General features: G+C 59.8%; 15 protein-coding genes. 10 read left to right on the top strand and 5 right to left on the bottom strand.

Going from position 1 to position 20,137, the window contains the following annotated elements; translation table 11 throughout:
• Positions 1-81 precede the first annotated feature (81 nt).
• Both OZ428_RS23605 and OZ428_RS23600 read right to left on the bottom strand, forming a co-directional pair.
• Positions 82-1,293, bottom strand: a complete 1,212-nt coding sequence (locus OZ428_RS23605; protein WP_269131501.1) for a hypothetical protein — start codon at positions 1,291-1,293, stop codon at positions 82-84.
• A gap of 32 nt (positions 1,294-1,325) precedes the next feature.
• Positions 1,326-4,082 carry a hypothetical protein gene (locus OZ428_RS23600; protein ID WP_269131500.1) on the bottom strand — a complete coding sequence of 919 codons (2,757 nt, stop codon included), beginning with the start codon at positions 4,080-4,082 and terminating at the stop codon, positions 1,326-1,328.
• A gap of 215 nt (positions 4,083-4,297) precedes the next feature.
• Between OZ428_RS23600 and pap the strand changes: the two genes are divergently transcribed.
• The 3 genes from pap to OZ428_RS23585 all read left to right on the top strand — a co-directional run bounded on the left by pap (position 4,298) and on the right by OZ428_RS23585 (position 8,288).
• Entirely contained in the window at positions 4,298-5,812 is a 1,515-nt protein-coding gene (gene pap / locus OZ428_RS23595; protein ID WP_177110449.1) for a polyphosphate:AMP phosphotransferase, read from the top strand.
• 264 nt (positions 5,813-6,076) lie between these two features.
• Entirely contained in the window at positions 6,077-7,261 is a 1,185-nt protein-coding gene (locus OZ428_RS23590; RefSeq protein ID WP_061449148.1) for a thiolase family protein, read from the top strand.
• Positions 7,262-7,331: 70 nt separating this feature from the next.
• Positions 7,332-8,288 (top strand): DMT family transporter, encoded by a 957-nt coding sequence (locus tag OZ428_RS23585; RefSeq protein ID WP_061449147.1) that lies wholly within the window; start codon positions 7,332-7,334, stop codon positions 8,286-8,288.
• Here OZ428_RS23585 and OZ428_RS23580 read toward each other — a convergent pair.
• A complete protein-coding gene (locus OZ428_RS23580; RefSeq protein WP_269131499.1) occupies positions 8,285-9,667 on the bottom strand; it encodes a class II fumarate hydratase in 1,383 nt (460 codons plus the stop codon). The genes OZ428_RS23585 and OZ428_RS23580 overlap by 4 nt on opposite strands.
• 193 nt (positions 9,668-9,860) lie before the next feature.
• On the opposite strand from OZ428_RS23580, the gene OZ428_RS23575 reads away from it, so the two are divergent.
• The 7 genes from OZ428_RS23575 (at position 9,861) to OZ428_RS23545 (ending at position 17,557) form a co-directional block, all read left to right on the top strand.
• Positions 9,861-10,379, top strand: coding sequence for a DUF2059 domain-containing protein (locus OZ428_RS23575; RefSeq protein WP_010567461.1), 519 nt, complete (start codon positions 9,861-9,863; stop codon positions 10,377-10,379).
• A gap of 6 nt (positions 10,380-10,385) precedes the next feature.
• The gene (locus tag OZ428_RS23570) at positions 10,386-10,682 is read left to right on the top strand and encodes a BolA family protein (protein WP_038847405.1); all 297 of its coding nucleotides are present in this window, start codon (positions 10,386-10,388) and stop codon (positions 10,680-10,682) included.
• Between the two features lie 118 nt (positions 10,683-10,800).
• Positions 10,801-11,742, top strand: a complete 942-nt coding sequence (gene trhO, locus OZ428_RS23565) for an oxygen-dependent tRNA uridine(34) hydroxylase TrhO (protein WP_033900937.1) — start codon at positions 10,801-10,803, stop codon at positions 11,740-11,742.
• 36 nt (positions 11,743-11,778) lie between these two features.
• Entirely contained in the window at positions 11,779-12,381 is a 603-nt protein-coding gene (locus OZ428_RS23560) for a DsbA family protein (RefSeq protein ID WP_174890965.1), read from the top strand.
• A complete protein-coding gene (locus OZ428_RS23555) occupies positions 12,374-14,176 on the top strand; it encodes an ABC transporter ATP-binding protein (RefSeq protein ID WP_061449146.1) in 1,803 nt (600 codons plus the stop codon). The genes OZ428_RS23560 and OZ428_RS23555 overlap by 8 nt, the downstream gene beginning before the upstream one ends.
• A gap of 71 nt (positions 14,177-14,247) precedes the next feature.
• Entirely contained in the window at positions 14,248-16,710 is a 2,463-nt protein-coding gene (locus OZ428_RS23550; RefSeq protein WP_269131498.1) for an EAL domain-containing protein, read from the top strand.
• 79 nt (positions 16,711-16,789) lie between these two features.
• Positions 16,790-17,557 (top strand): TenA family transcriptional regulator, encoded by a 768-nt coding sequence (locus OZ428_RS23545; RefSeq protein ID WP_426216384.1) that lies wholly within the window; start codon positions 16,790-16,792, stop codon positions 17,555-17,557.
• A 21-nt stretch (positions 17,558-17,578) separates the two neighbouring features.
• Here the strand turns inward: OZ428_RS23545 and OZ428_RS23540 are convergent, their stop codons facing one another.
• A complete protein-coding gene (locus tag OZ428_RS23540) occupies positions 17,579-18,505 on the bottom strand; it encodes a GGDEF domain-containing protein (protein WP_016976404.1) in 927 nt (308 codons plus the stop codon).
• A 307-nt stretch (positions 18,506-18,812) separates the two neighbouring features.
• Positions 18,813-20,087, bottom strand: coding sequence for an MFS transporter (locus OZ428_RS23535; RefSeq protein ID WP_033900945.1), 1,275 nt, complete (start codon positions 20,085-20,087; stop codon positions 18,813-18,815).
• Between the last annotated feature and the right edge of the window lie 50 nt (positions 20,088-20,137).

Genomic DNA, 20,137 nt, shown 5'->3' with positions numbered 1-20,137 from the left:
CTCATAAAAAAGCGGGCAAAGGCAAGGCGGCCATTCTATCTGATTGGCCCACCCTTGCCTGATCTGCGGCAATCTTTGACGCTACACTTTATACAGCCACTCCTTTTCTTCCTTGACCAGCATGTCCAGCCAGAACGGCTCATTGGGGCTGGTCCATTGTGGTGCGCCGCCGGGGGGCGACGGGTTGATGATCAAGAGTTCTTTACCGGCGCGTTGCCACTCGTCCATTTTTTGTTTGAGACGCGTCACATACTCACTGGCCTTGCATTCGATTTCCGCCCATGGGTCGACGATCCAGGCATTTGCCCATTTGGGCTCACTGAAGTCTATGGTCCTGGCATTGAGCCCGGTCGGCGCTCCGACCACTGTAAATACATGCCCCGACATCGCCCATACGCTGGCATCGCCACCGCTTTCCTTGATGATTTCAGCGGCGGCCCTTGCCATCTGGTCGCAATTGCCCGCGCCGGTCTTGAGGACGATGTCGGCATAGTTGGGGGCGCCGATTTTGTCGTACTCCCAGATCACAACCTCGCGAGCGACTTTTTGTCGCGTTAAGTCGCTTGGGTTGGTGGGCACACGCTGATTGGCAGAGCCGACCCCGGTGGCGTGGAGTTGTTTATCCACTTCCTTCTTCGCAGCTTGCGCATAGAACCGGTTTTTGTTGACCGGTAGGAACTGATCGAAGTCAGCCGGTTTGCTCAGGGCCGTCACTTTCACCTCCTGCGCCGCGACCTCGACCGGCCGGCCGTCTCCCTTGTTCCAGACACCCAATCCGAACTCGCGTTTTTTCTCGTCTGGCAGCTTGTCGACCTTTTCTTTCAGGGCTGCCATTTGTTTGGCCCGGTAGTGATACTTCTCGCGCAGGTTGGTAAAAATCGTTTCCAGCGGTGGAAGGGTGACCAGATCGTTATTGATGTTCAGCTTCGCGGCGTTCAAGGCGTCTTCGATGTTCTGGTTGTGTTTGAGAATAAGCTCAAGGCCCAGGCTTTTGTCGGTCAGCGCATCGATTTTATGGAAGTCAAGATCAGTGCCCTGGCCCAGTTCGGCCTGGTAGAAGACCCCGCTGTCAGCCTCCGCCACCAGATACTGTTTCGGGCCACTGTTATTGTGGTCGAGTTCGATCACCATCGCCCGCACATCGCGTTGAGTGTTGGCCTGGTCGTCGATGGCTTCAAGCCTGACCACACGTGTGTGGGTATTGAGTACCGGGTCCACTTCGTTATTGGGCAAGCCAAAAGAGGGGTCATCAATCACTTTACCGCTGACTTGAGGTTTGTAGTTGATGAGCACTCCTGGCGTTTCAAGTCGAAGCTTTTGATCTGTCAATGGGGTGTCAGCCGGTAGTAGCGCCGGTTATGGCTGAGCAGCGTTGCACCGGAACGGTTGGGGTAGGGCTGGAAGCGTTTGTGTTCAAGTGATTGCGCACGCTTGAACTCGTTCGTACCGGTCGCAGTTACATTTTTTGCAAAGCACAGGTTGGACAGGCCACGCTTGACCCGAGCACCATTCTTTGGCGGGCTGCAAACAGCAGCCAGATCGTCAGCATTTTTTTCCGGATGAGTTGTGGCCAGGTCGTATAAGACGCCCGGTTGTTTGGGGTCCTGCCGAAAGACCTGGTCGCCAATGACGACGTCACTGAAGCCGGCGCGATGAATCACCAAGGGGCGTTCGGCGACGGCCGTTTCCAGGACGTTGTAATCGGTTCCGCCAAATGAGCTGTCCTGTAATGTGCGGGCACTGGCGCGGAAGTCATCCCGGGGTGGGCCATAGACGGATTGGGTGGCAGTGTCAAAAGCATGCCAACGGCCTTTATGAAGCACGGCGGCCCCTTCGACAGGTTGACCGGCAACCGTAAAAATACCCGTTGCAAAGGGCTGTTTCGGATAAGCCTTAAGTAGGTCGCCCACTTGGGCCAAGAGCGAGTGGGTCCCGCGCAGTGCTGATTGTGCGCCTTTGATGATCAGTTTCCCGGCACCTACCACCAGGTCGCCCACGCCACCCAGCGGGTTGATCGTGCCGATGGCTGTCGTTCCCAGGATTTTTGCCGCCTGTAGCGCTTTTGTGCCGACGCTGGTGGTTGCATTCACTACTTTGCCGAGTTTCCCGGCCACCCCTAGCCCCGCCGTCAGAAAACCAAACACATCCACTACCAAGTCATAAACCCCTTGGGCGGTATGGCCATCGCGGAAATTGACAATTGCGGAACGCAGCGGCACAAGGTTGAGCAGGAACTCATGCACCGCTTCCCGTGACGCGCGTTCCTGATCGACAGTGGTTATACCGCGTGCCGCGTTCAGGACATCGGCCGAATCAAGGTCAATCGCCTCGACGACGGCGTTGGCGATGTAGTCCGTTCGGGCACTGGAGAAGCTCAGGGGCGTCGACTGGGTTGAAGGGCGCTCATTTCGCAGGTGTGCTTGCTTGTCGTCATCGGGCTTGAATTCTTCGATCACATAATTTTTATTGGCCACCCGTTTGGTGGAGGGCGTTACCAGGTAGCGCGCGTCGCTGCGTTTACGGATGACGCCTTGGGCCATATCTATTTCATACAAGTCGACCTGGGTGGTGTTGTCGACGGATCGCTCAAGCTTCAGGGTCAGTGTGCGGCCTTTATTAACGAGCGTTGTCGATGGAATGATGTCCATCCCTATCTGGTAAGTGTTTTGCCGGTAAAACGAGAGTTTGCCCTCCTCGAGGTTTTTTCGGTCCTCCAGTGGAAGCTGGGCAATCAAGTGCTTGAGCAGGGTATGGTGAGCTTTCTTGTGTTCGCCGATGACGCTGTCGAATGTTTTTTTGAAGGATTCACTGGTCGTGAATCTGGCGCCGTTATTGAAGGCTTGGAGAGGAACGCGTGTGTCTTTGGTGACCCAGGTCTCGTGCTTTTCAATGCCCGCCATGACCAGGTCCAACATTGAGTATTTCCCGGTGTAAAGCCTTCCCGTCCTTGGCGTTCGTTGGGCTTCCAGGCATTTGTCTTCAAAGAACGGCTGGTCGCCAAAGCGTGCCTTGAGCTCCTCCAAAGCCATCTTCCTACGGCTGGGTAATGCGCTGTCCAGTGCCCTGGAGGCTGTTGCCCGTTCACTTTGCTGCTGATTGAACGCGCGCCTGAGGGTCTCGACTTGATCAGCCGTGTAGGCATCCCCTATCTGTTTTTCGACAACACCATTGACCACTGCCCAATCGACCAGTGCCGCTTTCAGTGCGCTTGGGGACGGTGTCTGGGAGCTGCCTTCGGCCTTTGCCATGACTTGCGCAAAGCTCATGCTCGCCGTGCTGCCGGGCGAGTCGGTTTCAAGGTGGTTCACCGCGATGGTAAATTTCGCCCACGTGGTGCTGCCGTAGACCACAGAAGCGGGAATCTCCTTGACCCGATACTCCGGCGCCACCCTTGCCAGTAACAGCTGGGCGCCCAGCTTTGCGCTGTCGGCCGTGGCTTTGCCTTGAGCGACCAAGTGGTGCTCCAGCGCCGTCACTACGCTCGATGGCGGCTGGCCCCAGTGAGCTTGACCCGCCAGGTCAAACCCGGCAACGGTGTTGCGCCTAGTATGATCAAGTGACTCAAGGTCCAAGCCAATACTGATAGCCGCCAATACGTAATCGTTGAGGCTGGTCTGGGTGGGAATGCCTTTGAGTTGGGTTTGTATGGCGTTGCCCAATGCTGCCCACCTGGGCGTTTGGGCGAGCTGTTCCAGCGCTGTCACGGGGTTCTGTAGGTCGATATTTGACAGTGACGGGTCACTCAGCAGGTAGCCCAAGGCGCCCTTGCGGTTGTCATTCAGTGGCAGCCCCGGTAGATGCGCGCTGTTACAGGCAATCACATCCGCAATTTCGCGTTGCATTTCGATTGACAAGGGCAGTGGCCAGGACAATGCGCCACTGGAAATGCTAGGTGCAGTCGCCCTCGTCTTGGCTGAGCTCGTCGGTGGCTCAGGCGCTTCGCGAGTTCGCCTTAGAGAGCGTGCCAGAAGCGGGACATTGGTCTCGATCTTGTGAACGACGGTGTGCGGCGACGGGTTGTCGGGCGGTGTGGGGAGAGGGAAATCGAGGGTAAAAGTTTGCTGTTTGTTGACGGAAAGCATGATTACCTACCTGATTTGACGTGACAGAAAAGTCTTCTTCCTTGGGGCGCTTAATCACGCCTTCCGTTGAGTGTTGAGCCGTCAGCGGTGAGTTCCGTCGGTGTCGAGCTGGAAATATTAGAGTTTGTGAGCCGAGTGTCAGCGAAATGTCATGGATCAAGCGCAACGGGCACTCCAATCCGCTAGTCTTGGTCCATTCACACACGGAGCTGCCCATGTTCGAATCCGCCGAAATCGGTCACGCCATCGACAAAGACACCTACGACGCCGAAGTGCCGGCCCTGCGTGAGGCCCTGCTGGAGGTGCAGTACGAACTGCAACAGCAGAAGCGCTTCCCGGTGATCATCCTGATCAATGGCATCGAAGGCGCCGGCAAGGGCGAGACCGTCAAGCTGCTGAATGAATGGATGGACCCGCGCCTGATCGAAGTGCGCACCTTCGACCAGCAGACCGACGAAGAACTGGCCCGGCCACCGGCCTGGCGCTACTGGCGGCAACTGCCGGCCAAGGGCCGCATGGGGATTTTCTTCGGTAATTGGTACAGCCAGATGCTGCAGGCCCGCGTGCACGGGCAGATCAAGGACGCAAGACTCGACCAGGCCATTGCTGGTGCCGAGCGCCTGGAAAAGATGCTCTGCGATGAAGGCGCGCTGATCTTTAAATTCTGGTTCCACCTGTCCAAGAAGCAGATGAAGGCACGGCTCAAGGCCCTGGCTGACGACCCGCTGCACAGCTGGCGCATCAGTCCGCTGGACTGGCAGCAGTCCGAGACCTACGACAAGTTCGTGCATTTCGGCGAGCGCGTGTTGCGCCGCACCAGCCGCGACTATGCACCGTGGCATGTGATCGAAGGGGTGGACAGCAACTATCGCAGCCTTACCGTGGGCAAGCTGCTGCTCGAAGGCCTGCAAAATGCGCTGAAGCTGCCCAAGGGCAAGGCCAGCGGCATGAACCCGGCGCCGTTGATCGCCTCCGTGGACAAGAAGAGCCTGCTGGACAGCCTCGACCTGACGCAACGTTTGGACAAGGACGATTACGAAGAACAACTGATCACCGAGCAGGCGCGTTTCTCCGGGCTGATGCGCGATAAACGCATGCGCAAGCACGCGCTGATCACGGTGTTCGAGGGTAACGATGCGGCGGGCAAGGGCGGGGCTATCCGTCGGGTGGCGGCGGCGCTGGACCCACGGCAGTACCACATCGTGCCGATTGCCGCGCCGAGCGAGGACGAGCGTGCTCAGCCTTATCTGTGGCGTTTCTGGCAAAAGATCCCGGCGCGGGGCATGTTCACGGTGTTCGACCGCTCCTGGTACGGCCGCGTGCTGGTGGAGCGTATCGAGGGCTTCTGCACCCCGGCGGACTGGATGCGCGCCTATGGCGAGATCAACGACTTTGAAGAGCAACTGCGTGATGCGGGTGTGATCGTCGTCAAGTTCTGGTTGGCCATCGATAAGCAGACCCAACTGGAGCGTTTCCAGGCCCGCGAAGAAATCCCGTTCAAACGCTTCAAGATCACCGAAGACGACTGGCGCAACCGCGACAAGTGGGACGACTACCGCGCCGCCGTGGGCGATATGGTCGATCGCACCAGCACCGAAATCGCACCCTGGACCTTGGTGGAAGCCAACGACAAGCGCTGGGCACGGGTCAAGGTGCTTCGCACCATCAATCTAGCGCTGGAAGAAGCGTTCGAAAAATCCGACAAACACGATAAAAAGAAAAAGAAATAACTCGATCCCTGTGGCGAGGGAGCTTGCTCCCGCTGGGCTGCGCAGCAGCCCCAATTGAGCCGCCGCGGTGTATCAGACCTACACGCGGCGCCTGTTCTGGGGCCGCTTCGCAGCCCAGCGCGAGCAAGCTCGCTCGCCACAACGAGCTCACTGGCCACAGGGTACCCATGCTTTTGCATACGCCGGGTGAATGATCGTCGCGGTTGACGAAAGCTGGATCTATCCTCGATCCATCTCCCAACCATCACAAGATCGAGGTAGCCCATGCGTGAAGTAGTGATCGTCGACAGCGTGCGAACCGGCTTGGCCAAATCCTTTCGCGGCAAGTTCAACCAGACCCGCCCGGATGACATGGCGGCCCATTGCGTCAACGCGCTGCTGACCCGCAACGGCATCGACCCGGCGACGGTGGAGGACTGCATCGTCGGCGCCGGCTCCAACGAGGGCGCACAGGGCTACAACATCGGGCGCAACGTGGCGGTGTTGTCGCAACTGGGCACCGGCACGGCGGGGATGACCCTCAACCGTTTCTGCTCGTCGGGCTTGCAGGCGATTGCCATCGCGGCCAACCAGATTGCCTCCGGTTGCAGCGACATCATCGTTGCCGGTGGCGTCGAGTCCATCAGCCTGACGATGAAAAGCGTCAACACCGACAACCTGATCAACCCGCTGCTGAAAGAGCAGGTGCCGGGTATCTACTTCCCCATGGGCCAGACTGCCGAGATCGTCGCGCGTCGCTACAGCGTCAGCCGCGAAGAGCAGGACCTCTACGCCCTGCAAAGCCAGCAACGTACGGCCCAGGCTCAGGCCGACGGCTTGTTCAACGATGAAATCGTGCCGATGGCGGTCAAGTACAAGGTTGAAGACAAGAACACCGGTGAAGTGCAGGTGCTCGAAGGCGTGGTTGACCGTGACGACTGCAACCGCCCGGACACCACCCTGGCCAGCCTGCAAGGCTTGAAGCCAGTGTTTGCCGAAGACGGTTCGGTGACGGCGGGTAACTCGTCGCAGCTGTCCGACGGCGCCTCGATGACCCTGGTGATGAGCCTGGAAAAAGCCCTGGAATTGGGGCTCAAGCCTAAGGCATTTTTCCGTGGGTTCACGGTAGCCGGGTGCGAGCCGGACGAAATGGGCATCGGCCCGGTGTTCTCGGTGCCCAAGCTGCTCAAGGCCAAGGGCTTGCAAGTGGCGGACATCGACCTGTGGGAACTCAACGAAGCCTTCGCCTCCCAGTGCTTGTATGCGCGTAACCGCCTGGAAATCGATAACGCCAAGTACAACGTCAACGGCGGCTCGATCTCCATCGGCCACCCATTCGGCATGACCGGCTCGCGGCAGGTGGGGCATCTGGTACGTGAGTTGCAGCGGCGCAATCTGCGTTACGGCATCGTCACCATGTGCGTGGGCGGTGGCATGGGCGCCACCGGGTTGTTCGAAGCAGTGCGCTGATCTTCGCTACACAAAGTGCGTCGGGTGCCCCTAGAATGCGGCTCCACTTCCTCTGGCTTCTGGGGCACTCATGCACATCTCTTCCGGCCGCTGGGTCTACGGTTTTCTCCTGACCCTGCTGACCGCGCTGCTCTGGGGCATTCTGCCGATCAAACTCAAGCAAGTGCTGCAGGTGATGGACCCGATCACCGTCACCTGGTTTCGCCTGATCGTGGCCGGCAGTTGTCTGTTTATCTACCTGGCGCTGACCAAACGCTTGCCCAGCCGCAAGGTATTGGGCCCCAAAGGCGGCTGGCTGGTGGGCATGGCGGTGTGCGGCCTGGTGGGCAACTACGTGTTGTACCTGGTGGGCCTGAAGATGCTCAGCCCCGGCACCGCGCAGCTGGTAGTGCAGATGGGGCCAATCTTCTTGATGATCGCCAGTGTGTTCGTGTTCAAGGAGCGGTTCAGTCGCGGGCAGGTGCTCGGGTTGTTCGTGTTGATCGCAGGCTTTGGCCTGTTCTTCAACCAGCGCCTGGAAGAGTTGCTGACGTCCCTTGGCGCCTATACCGCCGGCGTGCTGACGATCTTGTTGGCCACTTCGATCTGGGTGTTCTACGCCCTGGGCCAGAAGCAATTGCTGACGGTGTGGAATTCGCTGCAGGTGATGATGGTGATCTACCTCACTTGCGCTTTGTTGCTCACGCCTTGGGCGCATCCCCTTGAGGCCTTGGACCTGAGCCCGCTGCAAGGCTGGCTGTTGCTGGCGTGCTGCATGAATACCCTGGTGGCCTATGGCGCCTTTGCCGAAGCGTTGGCCCACTGGGAAGCATCGCGGGTCAGTGCGACCCTGGCGCTGACACCCCTGGTGACTTTCGTGGCGGTGGCCCTGGCGGCGTGGCTGTGGCCTGACTATGTGCAGGCTGAAGAAATCAACGCCCTGGGCTATGCCGGGGCGTTGGTGGTGGTGTTGGGCTCGGCGACCGTGGCGCTGGCGCCGTCGTTGCTCGCCGGGCTCAAGGCCCGACGGTTGCGCATGGCGTCCTAGGCACCGAGCATGTCTTGCGGGCGAACCCACTGGTCGAATTGCTCATCGGTGAGGTAGCCCAGGTCCAATGCGGCCTCGCGTAGGGTCAAGCCTTCGGTGTAGGCCTGCTTGGCGATTTCCGCCGACTTGTCGTAGCCGATGTGCGGGTTGAGCGCGGTCACCAGCATCAGCCCGCGCTCCAGGTGCTCGGCCATCTGCACGGGGTCTGGCTCAAGCCCGGCGACGCAATGTTCCTGGAAGTTGTTGCAGCCATCGGCCAGCAGGCGGATGGATTCCAGCAGGTTATGGATGATCACCGGCTTGTACACATTCAATTGCAAGTGGCCTTGGCTGGCGGCGATGCCGATGGTCACGTCGTTGCCCAACACTTGGCAGGCCAGCATTGACAGTGCTTCGCACTGCGTTGGGTTGACCTTGCCAGGCATGATCGAACTGCCGGGCTCGTTGGCCGGCAACTTCACCTCGGCCAACCCGGTGCGCGGGCCGGAACCGAGCAGGCGTAGGTCGTTGGCGATTTTCATCAGGGCCACGGCCAGGGTTTTCAGCGCGCCGTGCAGGGTCACCAACGGTTCGTGGCCGGAAAGGGCGGCGAATTTGTTTGGCGCGGTGACGAACGGCAACCCCGACAACGCCGCCAGCTCGGAGGCAATCGCCTCGCCAAAACCGTGTGGCGCATTCAGCCCGGTGCCAACAGCGGTGCCGCCCTGGGCCAGCTCGCACACGGCGGGCAGGGCGGCGCGCACGGCGCGTTCAGCGTAATCAAGTTGGGCGATGAACGCCGAGAGTTCCTGGCCGAAGGTAATCGGCGTGGCATCCATCATGTGGGTGCGGCCGGTCTTCACCAGCTTCATATGTTTGGCAGCTTGTTCAGCCAGGCCGCCGGAAAGCGTGGCAATGGCCGGCAGCAAGCGCTGATGCACAGCCTGGACCGCCGCGATGCTCATGGCGGTGGGGAAGCAGTCATTGGAGCTCTGGGAACGGTTGACGTGATCGTTGGGGTGCACCGGGCTCTTGCCGCCACGTTTGTTGCCCGCCAGTTCGTTGGCGCGGCCGGCGATTACTTCGTTGGCGTTCATGTTGCTCTGGGTGCCGCTGCCGGTCTGCCACACCACCAGGGGGAATTGGTCGTCATGTTGCCCGTCGAGCACTTCGTTGGCGGCTTGTTCGATCAGGCGGGCGATGTCGGCGGGCAAGTCGCCATTACGGTCGTTGACCCGTGCGGCGGCCTTCTTGACCAGGGCCAGTGCGTGCAACACCGCCAGCGGCATGCGCTGTTCGCCAATGGCGAAGTTCACCAGCGAACGTTGGGTCTGGGCGCCCCAGTAAGCGTCATCCGGGACGTGGACTTCTCCCAGGCTGTCGGTTTCGATACGGCTCATCGGGCACACTCCTTCAGGTCTGTTTGCGCAGTTTAGGCCTTGATCGACCGGTGGGGTTCCCTAAAAGACTTTTCATCGGGTTCATCCCTCGAGAATCCTTGTCCTACATGGCTTGGGGTTGAGCCATAAGGTTTTTTAGGCGCAGAATGGGCGCCCTTGGGGTCCGACCTCGCCTGCTAGAAAAGGAAACTCGATGACTCGTCTTCGTGCCATCTGTACCGCGGTTGCTCTGGTTTGCGCCAGCGGCCAAGTCTTTGCCGATACCGCCAGCCACAACGCCAGTGCCGAAGCCTTCCTTACCCTGGCCCATGCCGACAAGCTGGGTACCCCGGTGTACATGCAAGTGCAGCAAATGTTCGCCCAGCGCTTCGAACAGACCAAGGCGCCTGCCGCCAAGCAGTCCGTACTGGACAGCTACCAGGCCAAGGCCAACGCCGCCCTGGACCAGGCTATCGGCTGGCCGAAGCTGAAACCGGACATGGTCAAGCTCTACACCAGCAACTTCAGCGAATCCGAACTCAAGGACCTGGTTGCCTTCTACCAGTCGCCATTGGGCAAGAAAGTCCTGGAAAAAATGCCGCAGCTGACCCAGCAATCGGCCCAGATGACCCAAGCCAAGCTGGAAAGCGCCGTGCCGGTGGTCAACAAGCTGCTCGAAGACATGACCAACGAGCTGACGCCTAAAGCCGCCGCTCCGGCCAAGAAGAAGTAAGCAGGAATGACCATGCAACAGCGTATCGAAACGGCGCTTGCCGCCCTGGGCACCGACCACTTGAGCGTGCTGGACGAAAGCCATATGCACAGCCGTGGGTTGCAGACCCACTTCAAGGCCGTGCTGGTCAGCCCGCAGTTCGAGGGGCTCAACCGCGTCAAGCGCCACCAGAAGGTCTACGCCACCCTGGGTGACCTGATGAGCGAATTTCATGCGCTGGCGCTGCATACCTACACGCCTGAGGAATGGGCGAAAATCGACGCAGCCCCGGCCTCGCCGACCTGCGCTGGCGGACATGACTGATGATCGGGTGTCTCTGACACCGGGCATTTGTTAGAATCCGCAACGCGCCGCTTAGCCGGCGCGTTTTTTTTGCATCCGGTTCACCCTTTACGAGGGTAGCCACCTGGAGAGAACACCCATGACTCAACCGATTGTCGTGGCGGCACTGTATAAGTTCGTCACCCTCGAAGACTACGTCGCCCTGCGCGAGCCACTGCTGCAGGCGATGGTCGACAACGGCATCAAAGGCACTTTGCTGATCGCCGAAGAAGGCATCAACGGCACCGTTTCCGGCAGCCGCGAAGGCATCGACGGCCTAATGGCCTGGTTGAAGAACGACCCGCGCATGGTCGACATCGACCACAAAGAATCCTACTGCGACGACCAGCCGTTCTATCGCACCAAGGTCAAGCTCAAGAAAGAGATCGTGACCCTGGGCGTCGAAGGCGTCGACCCGAACAAGAAAGTCGGCACCTATGTCGACCCGCAGGACTGGAACGCGCTGATCAGCGACCCGGAAGTGCTGTTGATCGACACCCGTAACGACTACGAAGTGTCCATCGGCACCTTTGAGGGCGCAATCGACCCTAAAACCACCAGTTTTCGCGAATTTCCCGACTACATCAAAGCCAACTTCGACCCGGCCAAGCACAAGAAGGTCGCGATGTTCTGCACCGGCGGTATTCGCTGCGAGAAGGCGTCGAGCTACATGCTCAGCGAAGGCTTCGATGAGGTCTATCACCTCAAGGGTGGCATCTTGAAGTACCTCGAAGAGGTGCCGCAGGCCGAAACCAAATGGCAGGGCGACTGCTTTGTTTTCGATAATCGCGTGACCGTGCGCCACGACCTGAGCGAAGGCGACTACGATCAATGTCATGCTTGCCGCACACCGGTGAGCGTCGAAGACCGCGCCTCCGAGCACTACGTAGCTGGCATCAGCTGCCCGCATTGCTGGGATAAGCTGCCGGAGAAGACCCGTCGCAGCGCGATCGACCGCCAGAAGCAGATCGAGCTGGCCAAGGCCCGCAACATGCCGCACCCGATTGGTTTCAACTACAAGCAAACTCCTTCCGAGGCCTGAGCCATGTCCGCGCGCCTGCTCTATGTAATGGACCCGATGTGTTCCTGGTGCTGGGGGTTTGCCCCGGTGGCCGAGGCGTTGGTGGAGCAGGCCCAGGCGGCCGGCGTGGAACTGCACCTGGTGGTGGGCGGCTTGCGCACCGGCAGCGGCGCGGCGCTGGAGCCGACCACTCGGCGCTATATCCTGGAACACTGGCAGGCAGTCACCGACGCCACCGGCCAGCCGTTCAAGCGTGAAGGTGCGTTGCCCGACGGTTTTGTATATGACACGGAACCGGCGTGCCGGGCCATTGTCACCGCCCGCAGCCTGGCGCCGGACTGCGCCTGGAAGCTGCTGGGGCTGATCCAGCGTGCGTTCTATGTGGAAGGCCGCGATGTGACCCTCGCCAGTGTGCTGGTGGAACTGGCGGAACAGGCGGGTATCCCGCGTATCGAGTTTGCCGGCGAGTTTGACCGCGCTGAGCAGCATGCGGCTACGGCGGCGGATTTCACCTGGGTGCAGGACTTGGGCATCGCTGGTTTCCCGACGCTACTGGCCGAGCGCAATGGTCAATTGGCCTTGCTGACCAACGGTTACCAGCCGCTGTCCGAGCTATCGCCTCTGCTGGGCCGATGGCTGGAGCGAGCCACCTGTGCATGAACCCGCCCAGCGCACCGATCGCCTGACCTGGGCGGAAATTCGCCGCCTGGCCCTGCGTCACAAGAAATCCCTGTGGATCGCCAATGGCGTCGCCGTGCTGGCGACCCTGTGCAGCGTGCCGATCCCGTTGCTGTTGCCGCTGCTGGTGGACGAAGTCCTGCTGGGCCATGGCGACGCGGCGCTCAAGGTCATGAATCACGCATTGCCGCTGGGCTGGCAGAAGGCGGCTGGCTATATCGGCCTGATGCTGCTGGTGACCCTGTTCCTGCGCTGTGGTGCGTTGGTGTTCAACGTAGTGCAGGCGCGCTTGTTTGCGCGATTGGCCAAGGACATTGTGTACCGCATCCGCGTGCGCCTGATTGAGCGGCTCAAGCGTATCTCCCTGGGCGAGTACGAAAGCCTGGGCAGCGGCACGGTCACGACTCATCTGGTCACCGACCTCGACACGCTGGACAAATTCGTCGGCGAAACCCTCAGCCGCTTCCTGGTGGCCATGCTCACGCTGGTGGGCACCTCGGCGATCCTGGTGTGGATGCATTGGCAACTGGCGCTGCTGATCCTGTTGTTCAACCCGCTGGTGATCTACGCCACGGTGCAGTTGGGCAAGCGCGTCAAACACCTGAAGAAGCTGGAAAACGACAGCACCTCACGGTTTACCCAGGCCCTGACTGAAACCCTGGACGCAATTCAGGAAGTCCGCGCCGGCAACCGCCAGGGGTTCTTCCTCGGGCGTCTGGGCCAGCGTGCCCAGGAAGTGCGCGACTACGCGATCCACTCCCAGTGGAAAACCGACGCCTCCAGCCGCGCCAGTGGTTTGCTGTTCCAGTTCGGTATCGACATCTTCCGCGCTGCGGCGATGCTCACCGTGTTGTTCTCCGACCTGTCCATCGGCCAGATGCTCGCGGTGTTCAGCTACTTGTGGTTCATGATCGGCCCGGTGGAGCAATTGCTGAACCTGCAATACGCCTACTACGCGGCGGGCGGCGCGCTGACGCGGATCAACGAGCTGCTGGCGCGTGCCGATGAGCCGCAATACGCCGGTGGCGAAGATCCCTTCGTGGGGCGTGAGACCGTCGGCATCGAAGTGCGCGGCCTCAATTTTGGTTATGGCGAAGACTTGGTCCTCGACCAGTTGAACCTGGCCATCGCGCCCGGCGAAAAGGTGGCCATCGTCGGCGCGAGCGGCGGCGGCAAAAGTACCCTGGTGCAACTGTTGCTCGGACTTTATACGCCACAGGCTGGAACTATCCGCTTTGGTGGCGCCACTCAGCAGGAAATCGGCCTGGAGACCATTCGAGAAAACGTCGCCGTGGTGCTGCAACACCCGGCACTGTTCAACGACACGGTGCGCGCCAACCTGACCATGGGCCGTGAACGCAGTGACCAGGCATGCTGGCAGGCACTGGAAATCGCCCAACTGGAGGCTACCGTCAAGGCATTGCCCATGGGCCTGGACAGTGTGGTGGGGCGTTCCGGGGTGCGGTTTTCTGGTGGGCAGCGTCAGCGCCTGGCGATTGCACGCATGGTATTGGCCGAACCGAAAGTGGTGATCCTCGACGAGGCGACTTCCGCCCTCGATGCTGCCACCGAATACAACCTGCACCAGGCGCTGGCGCGGTTCCTCAGCGGCCGTACTACACTGATTATCGCCCACCGTCTGTCGGCGGTTAAGCAGGCTGATCGAGTATTGGTGTTCGACGGCGGTCACATTGCCGAGGACGGCGACCATCAGCAGCTGATTGCTGACGGTGGCTTGTACGCCAAACTCTACGGGCACTTGCAACAAGTTCGTTGATTTAGCCTAGGCTGAGCTATCGGAAGCGGTTTTTCGCGTGCGTAACCAGCGGTGCATGTGCAAGGGGCTTCATGAAGCAAAAGCGGACTCTCGGAACGCCACGGCTGCTGGGCATTGTCTGGCCTTTTATCGCCGTCGTCCTGTTCCAGGCATTGTTAGGCTGCGTCAGTCTCTACGTGCTCTCGGCAGTGCGGGGCTATGTGGCAGGCGAAAGCCTGTGGTCCAAGGGCCAGAAAGATGCCATCTATTACCTGACGCTTTATGCCGACAACCGCGACGAAGCCACCTACCTCAAATACCAGCAGGCTATCGCCGTGCCCCAGGGCGGGCACGAACTGCGCGTTGCGCTGGACCAATCCACGCCAGACCTCAGCGCTGCCCGCCTGGGCATCCTCAAGGGGGGCAACCACCCGGATGACGTCTCCAGTTTGATCTGGCTGTACCTCAATTTCCGCCATTTCAGCTACCTGGAAAAAGCCATCGAGCTGTGGACCGTAGGCGATAGCTACCTGGTGCAATTGGATGACCTGGCGCGGGAGATGCACAGCTCAATCACCCGCGACCAGGTGAGCGCCAACGATGTGCGTCAGTGGAAAGCCCATATCATCGCCATCAACGAAGGGGTGACCCCGGCGGCCAAGGCTTTCAGTGATGCCTTGGGCGAAGGCTCGCGGATGATCCTGAGGTTGCTGCTGATTACCAACCTGGCCACGGCCCTCGGCCTCATCGTACTGGCACTGCTACGAACCCATAAGCTGTTGACCCAGCGCCACGCGTTTGCCGATGCCCTGCAAGAAGAAAAGGAGCGTGCGCAGATCACCCTGGAATCGATTGGCGATGGGGTGATCACCACTGACGTCGACGGCGCCATCACTTACATGAACCCTGCGGCCGAGGCGCTGACCCACTGGAATTCGGCCCAGGCTCAGGGGTTGCCCCTGGCGGCGCTGTTCAACCTGCTGGATGACAATGCCCAACCTGACGGCTTCACCCTGATCGAACACATCGTCAAGGGCCAGCTCAGCGGTGGCAGCGAGCATTCGAAGACCATCCAGCGCCTGGATGGCAGCACGGTCTCGGTGACCCTGGTGGGCGCGCCGATCCGCAGCGCCGGCAAGGTCACGGGGGCGGTGCTGGTATTGCATGACATGACCCAGGAGCGTCAATACATCGCCAACCTGTCCTGGCAGGCCACCCACGACGCCCTGACCGGCCTGGCCAACCGCCGCGAATTCGAATTCCGCCTGGAGCAGGTGCTGCACCCCACAGCGCAGCATTTGGGCGAGCGGCATGCGTTGATGTTTCTTGACCTGGACCAATTCAAACTGGTCAATGACACCTGTGGCCACGCGGCCGGTGATGAATTGCTGCGGCATATCTGCGCGCTGCTGCAGTCGGACCTGCGCGAGGGCGATACCCTGGCGCGGCTGGGCGGTGATGAGTTCGGGATCCTGCTGGAGAACTGCCCGGCAGCGGTGGCGGAAAAGATCGCCGAGAGCCTGCGCCATACGGTGCAAAGCCTGCATTTTGTATGGAAGGGCCGGCCGTTCATGACCACCGTCAGCATTGGCCTGGTGCACCTGGGGCAAACCCCGACGACGCTGGAAACCTCACTGCGCGCCGCCGACATGGCCTGCTACATGGCCAAGGAAAAAGGCCGCAACCGCGTGCAGGTTTACCACGCCGATGACTCGGAACTGTCCCTGCGGTTTGGCGAAATGGCGTGGGTGCAGCGCCTGCACATGGCCTTGGAAGAGAATCGCTTCTGCCTGTACGCCCAGGAAATCTCGCCCCTGGGGCATACCGACGGGGGCGATGGGCATATCGAGATCCTGTTGCGCCTGCATGACGAAGCCGGTCGTATCATCTTGCCCGACAGCTTTATCCCGGCCGCTGAGCGTTATGGCTTGATGACGTCCCTGGACCGTTGGGTGGTCGAGAATGTGTTCAAGATCATCAATCGATGCATACAGGAGCGGCCGGGGCGCCCCATGGCCATGTGTGCGATCAATTTGTCAGGCATCACTATTGGTGACGATGACTTCCTCGGGTTTTTACGTGAGAAGTTTCATACATACGGTATTCCGCCGGGCATGATCTGTTTTGAAATAACTGAAACCAGTGCTATCGCAAACTTAGGCAGTGCGATCCGCTTTATTAATGAACTCAAAGCCTTAGGCTGTCATTTCTCGTTGGATGACTTTTGTGCCGGAATGTCCTCATTCGCCTATCTTAAACATTTACCTGTAGACTTCCTGAAGATCGATGGAAGTTTCGTAAAGGATATGCTGGACGACCCGATTAACCGCGCGATGGTCGAAGTGATCAACCACATCGGCCATGTCATGGGTAAGCGCACAATTGCTGAATTTGTCGAGACACCGCAAATCGAACAGGCATTACTCGAAATTGGTGTGGATTACGCTCAGGGCTACCTGATTGAACGACCGCAATTGTTTACCTTTGATAGCTTGCAGTGTCGACCTGTGCGGCCGCAGCCTCTGTTATTCAAGGCGCCCGGCACATTCCGCTGAAACATTTGCTGGTCTGTACAATCACACTTAAAAAGGAGCCTTAACAGTGATCGACACATTCATCAGAACCGGCCCGCTTATGGAAGCCTCCAGTTACCCCGCCTGGGCTCAGAAACTGATCCTGGACTGTAGCGAGAGCAAGCGCCGCGTTGTCGAACATGAACTGTACCAGCGTATGCGCGACAACACCCTCAGCGCCAAGACCATGCGCCACTACCTGATCGGTGGATGGCCCGTGGTGGAACAGTTTGCCTTGTACATGGCACAGAACCTCACCAAGACCAAATTTGCCCGCCATCCTGGGGAGGACATGGCGCGCCGCTGGCTGATGCGTAATATTCGTGTGGAACTCAACCACGCCGACTATTGGGTGCATTGGGCCCGTGCCCACGGCGTGAGCCTGGAGGAATTGCAGGCCCAGAACGTACCGCCGGAACTGCATGCATTGAGCCATTGGTGCTGGCACACCAGCTCTGCCGACTCGCTGATCGTGGCCATCGCCGCGACCAACTATGCGATCGAAGGGGCTACCGGTGAATGGTCTGCCGTGGTGTGCTCTACCGGCGTCTATGCGGCGGCCTTCCCAGAGGAAGAGCGCAAGCGTGCGATGAAGTGGCTGAAGATGCACGCGCAGTACGATGATGCCCACCCATGGGAAGCCCTGGAAATCATCTGCACCCTGGCCGGTATGAACCCGACCAAGGAACTGCAAACCGAGCTGCGCCAGGCCGTGTGCAAGAGCTACGACTACATGTACCTGTTCCTGGAAAGCTGCATGCGCCTGGAGAAAGAAAAAGCCCCAGCCGTGGCGCGCGAGCGCCAGGCGCGGGTCGCCAGCGAAGCGTGATGTAACGGGAGTGGCGGGGCTTTACCCCGCCATTGCCAAGCGGTTGCGACCCTCTCGCTTGGCCACGTACAAGGCGCTGTCGGCCCGGCGTAACAGGCTTTCGGCAGACTCGGCGGCCAGCAAGGTCGAGCAACCCAGGCTCACCGTCAATTCGATCCGCGTGTCATCCGCCCAATAATCCTGGGCCTGTGCCGCTTGGCGCAGTCGTTCACCGACCATCGCCGCCGCATCGCGACCCGTGTTGGACAGCAGGATCAGAAACTCTTCCCCGCCAAACCGGAACACCATATCCACGTTACGCAACTGGCTCTTGATCGCCCCGGCCACGGCGCGCAGCACCTTATCGCCCGCGGCGTGGCCGTAAGTGTCGTTGATGGTCTTGAAGTGATCGATGTCCAGCATCAGCAACGACAACGGGTTGAGGTGCCGGCGCGCCATGTCGATTTCCCGTTGCAGGGTTTGGTCCATGGCAATACGGTTACCGGTCTCGGTCAGCGGGTCGCGCAAGGCGCTGCGGGTGGCGGCGCGGTAGAGCAGGGCGTTGCGCATCGGGTAGAGCAAGGTGGCCAGCAGGGATTCGAGTTGGCCGAGTTCTTCTTCTGCCAGGCGTTGGTTGCGACGAAAGATCAGCTCGCCCAGGTGCTCGCCTTCATGGCTCAGGCTATAGCTCACTGAGTGGTGGCCGCGATGGCCGAATTCCAGGCGCAAGTCGCTGGCTTGATGACGGTATTGCAAGGCATCCAGGGGCACCAGGCGTTGGATCTCACGGAAGAACACACCGAGGATGCGCTCCGGCTCCAGGCTGGTCTGCAATTGCAGGCCCAACTGCTGGCGAAGTTGAGCAAGGGTAGTAGGGCGGCGTGGGAGGAGGGATGGCTGACCAAACCCCAGGCGTTGCAATTTGGCACTGTCAAAGTCAATTGCGTTGGTCTGGGTAGGTGTTTTCATAAGCGATCGGCCTCTAAGCACTTGGCTGTCTTACAGGCTCGATGAGAGTGGCGAGTGCCAAGCGTCTTACTGTTCCTTCAGTTCCGTAAAACATGAGTAACAGTTTAGACCGCTTTACACAGGGTTATAACCCCTGGGTACTGCCGCACGTCTTGTCATCGCTTAACCTGCTTGAATGAGGTTAGAGCGAGATTCATGCCAAATAGGTTCAACTCAATAAAAACCCTTATAAATCAAGCGACTGTTTTTATCGCTAAAAACAGTCGCTGAACGATGACGCCAGTTATTTGGCAACTCAGCGGTGACCTTACTGTTTCTGCGGATCGAACTGTTTATCGCGAATAAACAACGCAGGTATGACACCGCAGATAAAGTACGCACCGCCCATCACCAAAAAGCCCATGCCGATGGAGCCATGGGACGCCAGGAAACCGATCGCCGCCGGCGCCACCGCTGCGCCGATACGACCGATGTTGTACGCACCGCCGACCGCCGAACCGCGAAACTTCGCTTCGAAGCTTTCGGTCATGTAGGTGGCATTGACGCCGTAGGGAATCCCATACAGGAAGCCGAACACCACCAGCATCCACAGGATGTTCTCGGGACTCTGGAACAGCACGATCACCGGCAGGAAGATCGCCGTGCCCAGGGCGCCGAACGCGAACACCGCGCGACGTCCAAGACGGTCCGCCGCCAGGCCCGCGAGGATCTTGCCGAAGATCATCGCCGCGTAAGTGCCGACCATGTAGCTGGTCATCGACTTGAAATTCATCCCCAATTCGCTTTCCAGGTACGACGGCATCCAGTTGTTCACGCCGTAGTAGCCGAACTGCAGGAAGCCTGCGGTCAGGGCCCAGAGCAGGAACATGCGGCTGGCCTTGGGGTCGCTGAAGATCAGCTTGAACATGCCGTCGGGCTTTTTCTTCAGGGCGTGCTGGCTGCCGTTGGCTTTGTCTTTCGCCCGCTCGGCGCGTGCGGTCAACCAGGCCTGAGGCTCAGGCACCAAGCGCTGCATCAGCACGGCGAGGATCACCGGGATGATGGCCACGTAGAACAACCAGCGCCAGCCGTGCTCCGGAAGAATCCATCCCGCCAGCAAGGTGGCGACGATGTAGCCCACCGACCAACCGGCTTGCAGGGTGCCGAGCACAGTGGTGCGGTAGCGGGTCGGCACGTATTCGGCCATCAAGGTGTTGCACGCCACATACAGCGCGCCCAGGCCGAGGGAGGCGAAAAACCGGGTGGCTGCAAACTGCCAATAGCTGTGGGTCATGCCCAGGATGGCCGTGCCCACGGAGAACAGCACGATGCTCCACACCACGGTTTTCACCCGGCCGAAACGGTCACAGGCCCAGCCGCCGTAGATACCACCGATGGCCATGCCGGCCAAGGTGAAGCTGCCCAGGCTGCCGGCTTCGACGCTGGTCAGGCCGAACTCGGCCTTGAGGCTGCTGAGGCTGTAGGACAGCAACATCAGGTCCGCGCCATCGATCAACAGGCCGAGGAAGCAGAAGATGAAAACGACGATCCACAGTTTGCTTTTTGCAGGCGACAACGCGCCCGCCGATGCGGCGACTTCCATAGCGATACCTTGCTTGTAGTTGTTAGGGCATTGGGTATGGTGGTGCGGTG

Origin of the sequence: Pseudomonas sp. GXZC, assembly GCF_026967615.1 — a bacterium.
Lineage (GTDB): Bacteria > Pseudomonadota > Gammaproteobacteria > Pseudomonadales > Pseudomonadaceae > Aquipseudomonas > Aquipseudomonas azotoformans_A.
This window is presented reverse-complemented; position numbering and strand designations above follow the sequence as displayed.

Coding starts and splice junctions, on each gene's coding strand:
- OZ428_RS23540 (WP_016976404.1), bottom strand. CDS start 18,505: ATGAAAACACCTACCCAGACCAACGCAATTGACTTTGACAGTGCCAAA.
- OZ428_RS23575 (WP_010567461.1), top strand. CDS start 9,861: ATGACTCGTCTTCGTGCCATCTGTACCGCGGTTGCTCTGGTTTGCGCC.
- OZ428_RS23560 (WP_174890965.1), top strand. CDS start 11,779: ATGTGTTCCTGGTGCTGGGGGTTTGCCCCGGTGGCCGAGGCGTTGGTG.
- OZ428_RS23570 (WP_038847405.1), top strand. CDS start 10,386: ATGACCATGCAACAGCGTATCGAAACGGCGCTTGCCGCCCTGGGCACC.
- pap (WP_177110449.1), top strand. CDS start 4,298: ATGTTCGAATCCGCCGAAATCGGTCACGCCATCGACAAAGACACCTAC.
- OZ428_RS23545 (WP_426216384.1), top strand. CDS start 16,790: ATGGAAGCCTCCAGTTACCCCGCCTGGGCTCAGAAACTGATCCTGGAC.
- OZ428_RS23585 (WP_061449147.1), top strand. CDS start 7,332: ATGCACATCTCTTCCGGCCGCTGGGTCTACGGTTTTCTCCTGACCCTG.
- OZ428_RS23535 (WP_033900945.1), bottom strand. CDS start 20,087: ATGGAAGTCGCCGCATCGGCGGGCGCGTTGTCGCCTGCAAAAAGCAAA.
- OZ428_RS23550 (WP_269131498.1), top strand. CDS start 14,248: ATGAAGCAAAAGCGGACTCTCGGAACGCCACGGCTGCTGGGCATTGTC.
- trhO (WP_033900937.1), top strand. CDS start 10,801: ATGACTCAACCGATTGTCGTGGCGGCACTGTATAAGTTCGTCACCCTC.
- OZ428_RS23590 (WP_061449148.1), top strand. CDS start 6,077: ATGCGTGAAGTAGTGATCGTCGACAGCGTGCGAACCGGCTTGGCCAAA.
- OZ428_RS23600 (WP_269131500.1), bottom strand. CDS start 4,082: ATGCTTTCCGTCAACAAACAGCAAACTTTTACCCTCGATTTCCCTCTC.
- OZ428_RS23580 (WP_269131499.1), bottom strand. CDS start 9,667: ATGAGCCGTATCGAAACCGACAGCCTGGGAGAAGTCCACGTCCCGGAT.